At 63.5% G+C, this 6,127-nt stretch carries 7 protein-coding genes; 6 read left to right on the top strand and 1 reads right to left on the bottom strand.

The window, feature by feature from the left end; translation table 11 throughout:
- Window positions 1-101: 101 nt before the first annotated feature.
- Window positions 102-986: a 4-hydroxy-tetrahydrodipicolinate synthase gene (dapA, locus tag VK519_RS00980; RefSeq protein ID WP_324346791.1), complete on the bottom strand. Its 885-nt coding sequence runs from the start codon at window positions 984-986 to the stop codon at window positions 102-104.
- A 129-nt stretch (window positions 987-1,115) separates the two neighbouring features.
- Between dapA and VK519_RS00975 the strand changes: the two genes are divergently transcribed.
- The 6 genes from VK519_RS00975 to VK519_RS00950 all read left to right on the top strand — a co-directional run.
- Complete coding sequence (locus tag VK519_RS00975; protein WP_324346789.1) at window positions 1,116-1,676, top strand: glycine cleavage system transcriptional repressor; 561 nt, start codon at window positions 1,116-1,118, stop codon at window positions 1,674-1,676.
- A 43-nt stretch (window positions 1,677-1,719) separates the two neighbouring features.
- Window positions 1,720-2,181, top strand: coding sequence for a peroxiredoxin (locus VK519_RS00970; protein ID WP_324346788.1), 462 nt, complete (start codon window positions 1,720-1,722; stop codon window positions 2,179-2,181).
- Between the two features lie 40 nt (window positions 2,182-2,221).
- A complete protein-coding gene (locus VK519_RS00965) occupies window positions 2,222-3,601 on the top strand; it encodes a PhoH family protein (protein WP_324346785.1) in 1,380 nt (459 codons plus the stop codon).
- A 229-nt stretch (window positions 3,602-3,830) separates the two neighbouring features.
- Complete coding sequence (locus VK519_RS00960; protein ID WP_324346793.1) at window positions 3,831-4,757, top strand: aspartyl/asparaginyl beta-hydroxylase domain-containing protein; 927 nt, start codon at window positions 3,831-3,833, stop codon at window positions 4,755-4,757.
- An 85-nt stretch (window positions 4,758-4,842) separates the two neighbouring features.
- A complete protein-coding gene (locus tag VK519_RS00955) occupies window positions 4,843-5,850 on the top strand; it encodes a glutathione S-transferase family protein (RefSeq protein ID WP_324346783.1) in 1,008 nt (335 codons plus the stop codon).
- Between the two features lie 76 nt (window positions 5,851-5,926).
- Window positions 5,927-6,127 (top strand): NAD(P)-binding domain-containing protein (locus VK519_RS00950; protein ID WP_324346781.1); only part of this gene is annotated, 201 nt, incomplete at its 3' end.

Below are 6,127 nucleotides of genomic sequence, written 5' to 3'. Positions count from 1 at the left end.
CGGTCAGGAGGACGGCGGACATGGCCACGGCGGGCACGGCCAGGAGGAGCGAATTTTTCTTCATGAAGAGGTTCCGTAAGGGGAAAAACGCCTGCGTTGAATCAGGCCGCAGTCGCCAATGGTGCCAGAGAGCCAAGTATTTCGCGCAAACGTGCCCGGTCAGGACCCTCCGCCAGCGCCACCAGCGGCAGCCGCGGGCTGTCCAGGCCCAGCCCGAGCTCCGCAAGCCCCGCCTTGACCGCGATGGGGTTGGGTGCGCAATCGAGCGCCTCGACGAGCCTGGCCAGCGCACCGCCATAAGCCCCGGTGTCGCCGGACCGCGAGGCGTCGCAGAACGCCCGGAAGACCCGTGGCACCAGGTTGGCAACGACCGAGATTACCCCGGCGGCGCCCGACAGCATCGCCTGGTGGGCGGTACCGTCGTCGCCGGACAGATAGACGAAATCCGAGCGCACAAGTTCCGCAAGGGCCGAAATACGCGCGGCATCCCCCCGGGCTTCCTTGATGCCGGCGATAGCCGGATGGTCGCGCAGGATCGCCACGGTGGCAGGCTCGATGTCGCAGCCGGTGCGCGCAGGCACGTTGTAAAGCAGCACCGGCAGGCCACCCTGGTCGGCCACTTCGGTGAAATGGCGGCGCAAGCCTTCCTGGGTGGGGCGCACGTAGAACGGCGCCACGACCAGGGCGGCGTCGGCACCCAACGACTTTGCGCGCCGGGTCAGGGCGATGGTTTTCGCCGTACCGGCCTCGCCAGTACCTGCAATCACCGGAACGCGGCCGGCAACCCGGTCGACCGCGAACGACAGTAGCTGGTCCCATTCCCCGTGATCGAGGAAATGCGATTCACCAGTGGATCCGGCCACCACCACGCCCTGCGTGCCGCCCTCGAGCTGGTATTCCAGCAGGCGGCCGAAAGCTTCAAGGTCGAGTTCGCCGGGCGCCGAAAAAGGCGTCGCCAGCGCGCAGATGCTTCCAGAAATGGTCAACTTCGAGCCCAACGGGAAAGGAGAAACGAACACCCTGCATGTTACTTGCGGGGTCCTCGCGCGGGCAAGTAAGCTGCCCGGAGGCCAAGGCCGCGCTTCGCACGGCCCCTTTAAGTCAGGTAGTGCATCTTGAATCCTTCCGCGCCGCGCGCAGCTCCTTCGGACAACCACCTGCTGATCCAGACCCTGTCCCCCGCGCAGCGCGCGCCCCTGCTGGCCCTCACCCGCCGCATCGCCGATTCCGGCTGCAATCTGGCCGACGCCCGGGTTTCCACCATCGGCAACGACACCTCGGTGATGCTGCTGGCCTCCGGTGCCTGGGACGCCGTGGCCAAGCTGGAGACGGCCCTGGGCAAATTCGCCCGGGATGAAGACGTCCAGCTGATCCACTACCGCACCGCACCGCGCGAGCCCGCGGCGCACTTGTTGCCCTACCTGGTGGAAGTGATCGCCGCCGACCGCCCGGGGATCCTGGTGAAGATCGTGGAATTCTTTTCGCGGCGCGACATCAGCACCGAACAGCTCACCTCCATGCGCTACCAGGCCATGCAAACCGGTGCGGACATGTTCCAGGCGCAGATCACCATCGGCATTCCTTCCGAGACGCACATCGCCGCGTTGCGCGACGATTTCCTCGAGCTGTGCGACGGGCTCAACCTCGATGCGATCATGGACCCCGTCAAGTTCTGAAAAACCCCTTGCCAAGAACCCGCGTTAGGGGTATCCAAGCATCATGGTAGAAGTAGGCAAGAAAGTCGGAGCACTGAAGGGTCACACCGGAAGCGGCCAGACGCTCTCCCTGTCGTCGCTGCATGGCAAATGGGTGGTGGTTTACTTCTACCCGAAGGACAGCACGCCCGGCTGCACCACCGAGGCCCAGGGCTTCCGCGACGCCTACGACGAATTTCGAGAACGCAACGCCGAAGTCATCGGCGTGTCACGTGATTCTGAGAAATCACATGCGAACTTCGCCTCCAAGCAGTCACTGCCATTTCCCCTTATCGCCGATACCGACGAAACCTGGTGCAACGCCTTCGGCGTGATCGCCGAAAAAGTGCTGTATGGCAAACGCCACATGGGAGTGGTGCGCTCCACCTTCCTTATCGACCCCGACGGCAAGCTTGTCCATCAATGGCGCAACATCAAGGTTGCCGGCCACGTCGACGCCGTGCTGGAAAGGATTCCGCCACGCTAAACCATCCGCATCACATCCCAACGCACGAGGTCAACCACGCATGACCGTAGCTAAGCGTATCTATGCCCTGGATACCAATGTGCTGCTGCACGACCCGACCTCCCTTTACCGCTTTGAAGAACACGACGTCTTCATCCCGATGACGGTGCTTGAAGAACTCGACGAAAAAAAGAAAGGCTCATCGGAAGTTTCGCGAAACGGCCGTCAGGTCAGCCGCTTCCTCAACGAACTGATCGAGCAAGGCAATGGCCACGGCATCGCCGATGGCATTCCGCTGCAGAGTCCGGGCGGGCTGAACCTCAAGCGTGGCCAGGCGGTAGGCCGGTTGCATTTCCAACAGCGCACCACCGCCAACACTGGCAAGGCCGACAACCAGATCCTGGCGGCGGTGATCGACCTGCGCGATGAAAACCCCGGCGCACTGGTGATCCTGGTCACCAAGGACATCAACCTCCGCATCAAGGCCACCATCTTCGGCATCCACGCCGAAGACTACGAGAACGACCGCGCGCTGGACGACTTCGCGCTGCTGTTCACAGGCTCGGAGGAAACCGGCGAGGATTTCTGGGACCACCACCCCGAGGTCCGTTCCTGGACCGAGCGCGGCCGCACGTACTACGAACTGACCAAACGCGAAGACGAAGACTGGTATCCCAACCAGTGCCTGTATCTTCCTGGCGAGAATTCCGTCGAACTGCGCGTCATCGAACTCGACGGCGATCGCGCCACGCTGGTGCTGATGGACGACCATTCCCACGCCAACCACGCGGTATGGGGCATCGCCGCGCGCAACCGCGAACAGAATTTCGCCCTGAACCTGCTGATGGACCCGGACGTCGATTTCGTCACCCTGCTGGGCACCGCCGGCACCGGCAAGACACTGCTGGCCCTGGCCGCGGGCCTGGCCCAGGTCATGGACCAGCAGCGCTACCGCGAAATCATCATGACGCGCGCCACGGTGTCGGTGGGCGAGGACATCGGCTTCCTGCCCGGCACCGAGGAAGAAAAGATGACGCCGTGGATGGGTGCGCTTACCGATAACCTCGAAGTGCTGGCCAACCCCGAGGAAGGCGGCTCCTGGGGCCGCCAGGCCACCAACGACCTGCTCGCCTCAAGGGTGAAGATCCGCTCGCTGAACTTCATGCGCGGCCGTACCTTCCTGTCGCGGTACCTGATCATCGACGAGGCGCAGAACCTCACGCCCAAGCAGATGAAGACACTGATCACCCGGGCCGGCCCCGGCACCAAGATCGTCTGCCTGGGCAACGTGGAGCAGATCGACACGCCATACCTCACCGAAACGACTTCGGGCCTCACCTACGCGGTGGACCGTTTCAAGCAGTGGGCGCATTCAGGTCATATCACCTTGCGCCGCGGCGAACGCTCGCGCCTGGCCGACTTCGCTTCCGAAGCGCTGTAAGCCACTCATTGGGGAAAATGGGGGTCAGAGTGAATACTCTGACCCCGGCCCGCGGAGGGTTTTCCGGGGCGGCCCTCGCCCTGCGGCGTCGATCCGGGGTCACGCGGCGTTATCATGGACATCCCGGCCATCGGGCCCCGATTGAATCGGGGCCCGATCGCCCTGACCTCCCCTATCGTCCACCTCAGGTCCACCAAGCCTCCCGATGAATCTGCTAGGCCCCCGTTTCATCATCCTGTATGTGCTGCTGGCCTTCGCCCTGTGCGTGCTGCTGGTGCACCTGCGCGGGCGTTCGCGGCTGCGCTTCGACCGCCAGTTGGTGGACCACTCGGCGATCTTCGCGCCGTACAACCTCTTGATGTACGCGTTCTCGGCGGTGCCTGCGCGGCCGATCCTTGATCGCCGCGGCTTCCCGCAGCTCGATCCGCTGCAGCAGAACTGGCAGGTTATCCGTGATGAAGCGATGCACCTGTTCGACGAGGGTTTCATCAAGGCGGCGGAGAAACACGCCGACGCCAGCTTCAATTCATTCTTCAAGCAGGGCTGGAAGCGTTTTTACCTGAAGTGGTACGGCGAGCCGCTGGCCTCGGCCGAGGCACTGTGCCCGAACACGGTGAAGCTCTTGAATTCGATCCCCAACGTGAAGGCGGCGATGTTCGCCCTCCTGCCGCCGGGCTCGAAGCTCAACCCTCATCGCGATCCATTCGCAGGCTCGCTTCGCTACCACCTGGGCCTTATCACCCCCAACTCCGACGATTGCCGCATCTTCGTCGATGGCCAGATGCATAGCTGGCGCGACGGCGAGGACATCGTCTTCGACGAAACCTATGTGCACTGGGCAGAGAACCGCACCGACCAGACACGCGTCATCCTGTTCGCCGACGTCGAGCGCCCGCTTCGCACGAAGCTGATGAGCGCGATCAACCATCGCGTTGGCGCCTTCATGGGCTCCATCACCGCCTCGCCCAACGCCGACGATGGCAAGGAGTCGGTCGGTTTCGTCAACCGCATGTTCGCGCTCAACGCACGCGGCCGCGAACGCTCAAAGCGCTTCAAGAAGAAGAATCCGAAACTGTTCCGCGCCATCAAGTACACCGGCATCGTGCTGGCGCTATGGGTGATCTTCTTCGCGCCCTATCCCTTCTACAAGGGCTAGGGTCCGGCCATAGGCCGTCAAGCCTAGATGCCAAATTCATCGCCAAGGCCACACCATCGGTGGATCAGATGATGAGGTTACCGCCATGGGTTACCTGAACGAAGGACACTGGACCCGCCAGGGCCTGACCCAGGAAAAGAACCGGGGTCAGTTCGTCCGCGAGGAGAGCCGGTTCCGACACTGGGTCACCGCCGACGGCAGTCCCGGCCCGACCGGCGATGGCGGCTTCCGTGCCGAACCTGGCCGCTACCACCTGTACATCGCCCGCGCCTGTCCCTGGGCCCACCGCACGATGATCTTCCGGGCGCTGAAGGGACTGGACGAACTCATCGACTATTCGGTGGTGCACTGGCTGATGGGCGAGGAAGGCTGGACTTTCGAGCCGGCCCCCGGCGTGACCGGCGACAAGCTGCATGGCGCACGCTTCCTTTACCAGTTGTACCAGCGTGCGGACGCCACCGTCACCGGCCGCTCCACGGTGCCCGTGCTCTGGGACCGCGAGCGGGACACTATCGTCAGCAACGAATCGGCCGACATCATCCGCATGTTCAACAGCGCCTTCGACGGTGTGGGTGCGAAGCTGGGTGACTATTATCCTGGTCCCCTGCACGAGGACATCGACGCGGTGAACGCGCGCGTGTACGACACGCTCAACAACGGTGTGTACAAGGCCGGCTTCGCCACCACGCAGGAAGCGTACGAACTTGCGATAGGCCCGTTGTTCGACACGCTTGACTGGCTCGAGGAACGCCTGGCCGACCGGCCCTGGCTGTGCGGCGAGGTACAGACCGAGGCCGACTGGCGCCTGTTCACTACGCTGCTCCGTTTCGACCTGGTCTACCACGGGCACTTCAAGTGCAATGTGCGGCGCCTGGTGGATTACCCGCGCCTGTGGGAATACACCCGCGCGATGTACCAGCAACCGGGCATCGCCCAGACGGTGGACATCGAGCACATCAAGAAGCACTACTACATGAGCCATCGCCAGATAAACCCCACCGGCATCGTTCCGGTGGGCCCGGATTTGGACCTGGCCGCACCCACCGACTGGGGGCGGCCCCGCGTGGTGGTGGATTTCGGCCAGCCGGCATAAACAGCGACTTGATACTTCGGCGGCTATGCTGGGTGCCTTGCCCTTTCATAAGCCCCTCACCATAAGGATCGACACGATGGAACTTGGACTGATCGGCCTCGGCCGCATGGGCGGCAACATCGTGCGCCGCCTGCTCCGCGACGGCCACCAGTGCGTGGTGTACGACGTCAGCGCCGAGGCCCGAGAGGCGGTGGCCAAAGACGGTGCGGTCGCTGTCAATTCCGTCGAAGCCCTGGTGCAGGCGCTCAAGGGGCCGCGCGCGGTGTGGGTGATGCTT

Origin of the sequence: Pinirhizobacter sp., from assembly GCF_035317885.1 — a bacterium.
GTDB lineage: Bacteria > Pseudomonadota > Gammaproteobacteria > Xanthomonadales > Rhodanobacteraceae > Pinirhizobacter.
This window is presented reverse-complemented; position numbering and strand designations above follow the sequence as displayed.